The organism is Protofrankia sp. CiP1_Cm_nod2 (assembly GCF_920664355.1).
Classification (GTDB): Bacteria; Actinomycetota; Actinomycetes; order Frankiales; family Frankiaceae; genus Protofrankia.
Genome location: NZ_CAKKTL010000391.1, coordinates 1352 through 2977, shown reverse-complemented (window position 1 = coordinate 2977; position 1626 = coordinate 1352). Strand labels below are relative to the sequence as shown.

Here is a 1626-nt window from a genome sequence, read left to right as displayed (position 1 = left end):
GGGTCACGGCGGCGGCCGCGGCCAGCGGGCGGGCTGTCGCCACGGCCGTCCGCGCCCGGCGGCCCCGGCCGCCCGTCCTGGCGTCCGTCCTGGCGTCCGCGCTGGTGTCCGTCCCGTTGTCCGGCCCGGACGGGCGGGCGGATCCGGTGGCGCCCGTGGCCGGCGCGGCCGCGCGGATGACGGCCGCGGCCAGCAGCGCGCCGGTGCCGGCGGCCGCGGCGGTCACCAGCGGTGTGCCGCCGAGTGCCGCGAGCGGTGCCAGCGGCGCGTCCGCCTGGCTGAAGGCCAGCTTCCCCCACGGGAAGCCGCCGAAGGGCGCCCGCGCGCGTACCGCCTCCTGTACGGCCCACACCGCGGCCACCCACAGCGGCCATCCACGCATCCGCGTCACCGCGGTGCTCGCGGGGGCGACCAGCGCGAGCAGGGCCGCCTCGCCGGCCGAGAGCGCCACCCAGCCGTCGATGCCGACGAACATCACGAAACGCAGCATCGCCAGCATGAAGCCGAGACCGAACAGCATGCCGAGGGCGAACGACCAGCGCAGGCGCACACCGCGCACGGCCAGGGTGAGGGCCGCGACCGCGACCGGCGCCAGCGGCCAGATCCCGGTGGGCGGGAACGCCAGGTACAGCAGCACGCCGGCGGTGGCCGCCACCAGCGGCCGGGTCAGCCGGCGGGCCAGGCGCCGAACCAGCCGCTGGGGCGGCCGTTGGGATGACGGGGCATCCGCGTCCGCCCCGGACGTGTCGTCCGCGCAGGTCACGGCACCGCGGCTCGTGCCGCGGCCCGCGCTCGGCATGTCCTGGGCTGTCACACTTCCAGTGTCGGCCACCGGCTGGGCCGCCATCGACCGGGTCGGCGAAACATCCGCCTCCCGGGCCCGGGAGGCCGCCGCGGCTCAGGCCCGGACCGGAGACGACGCCAGGACCCTGTGGTGACACATCCTGTCATGATCATGGGGGCAAGTGTGGAACGAGTACGGAAACGGCTGCTAAGGCGACCGTTCGTCCTCTCGTTCCCCCGGATGGGGACCCATGATGCGCACGGTTCCCGGCGGGTGTCGGTGTTGCCTGGTTGGCATCTCAGCCCCGGGCGGGCCGTTCGGGGCCGTGCGCGGCAGGCGGTGCAGCGGCCTTGTCCCGGTGGTCGGCGAGCGGGAGCAGCGCCACGCCAATGATGATCAGGGCCAGGGAGCCCGTCTTGAGCCAGTTGGCGCGCTCCGTGCCCAGAGCGATGCCGATGACGGCGACCGCGGTGGTCCCCAGCGCCCCGAAGGCGGCGTACGACACGCTCGGGCCCAGCCTCGTGAGCGCGACACCGAAGAGGTAGGTGGTCAGGAGGAACCCGAGGACGGCGAGGACCGAGGGGACCATGTTGCGGAAGCCGTGGGAGGCGGCGAGGGCGTAGGTGGCTGCCACGTCGCAGGCGATCGCGGCCACCAGAGCCAGCCAGCTCATCAGGGTCCTTCGGGAGGGATCGGCCGGCTGCCGGTGGCCGGCGGCCGGGCGGTGGGCGACATCGGTGGCGGTCATTCCTTCCCTCTTCCCGGGCCTCTTGCTTCCCGGGCCTGGTGGCTGCTTCCCGGCGGCTGCCCGGCTGCCTCCCGGTAGCAGGGCTCCCGGTGGC

1 protein-coding gene and 1 pseudogene are annotated in these 1626 nt (G+C 75.2%); both read right to left on the bottom strand.

Annotated features, from left to right (window positions below):
* Positions 1-814, bottom strand: a pseudogene (locus NBW84_RS23820) (apolipoprotein N-acyltransferase); the annotation flags it as partial.
* Between the two features lie 268 nt (positions 815-1082).
* Positions 1083-1532 (bottom strand): DMT family transporter, encoded by a 450-nt coding sequence (locus NBW84_RS23815; protein WP_250287579.1) that lies wholly within the window; start codon positions 1530-1532, stop codon positions 1083-1085.
* Between the last annotated feature and the right edge of the window lie 94 nt (positions 1533-1626).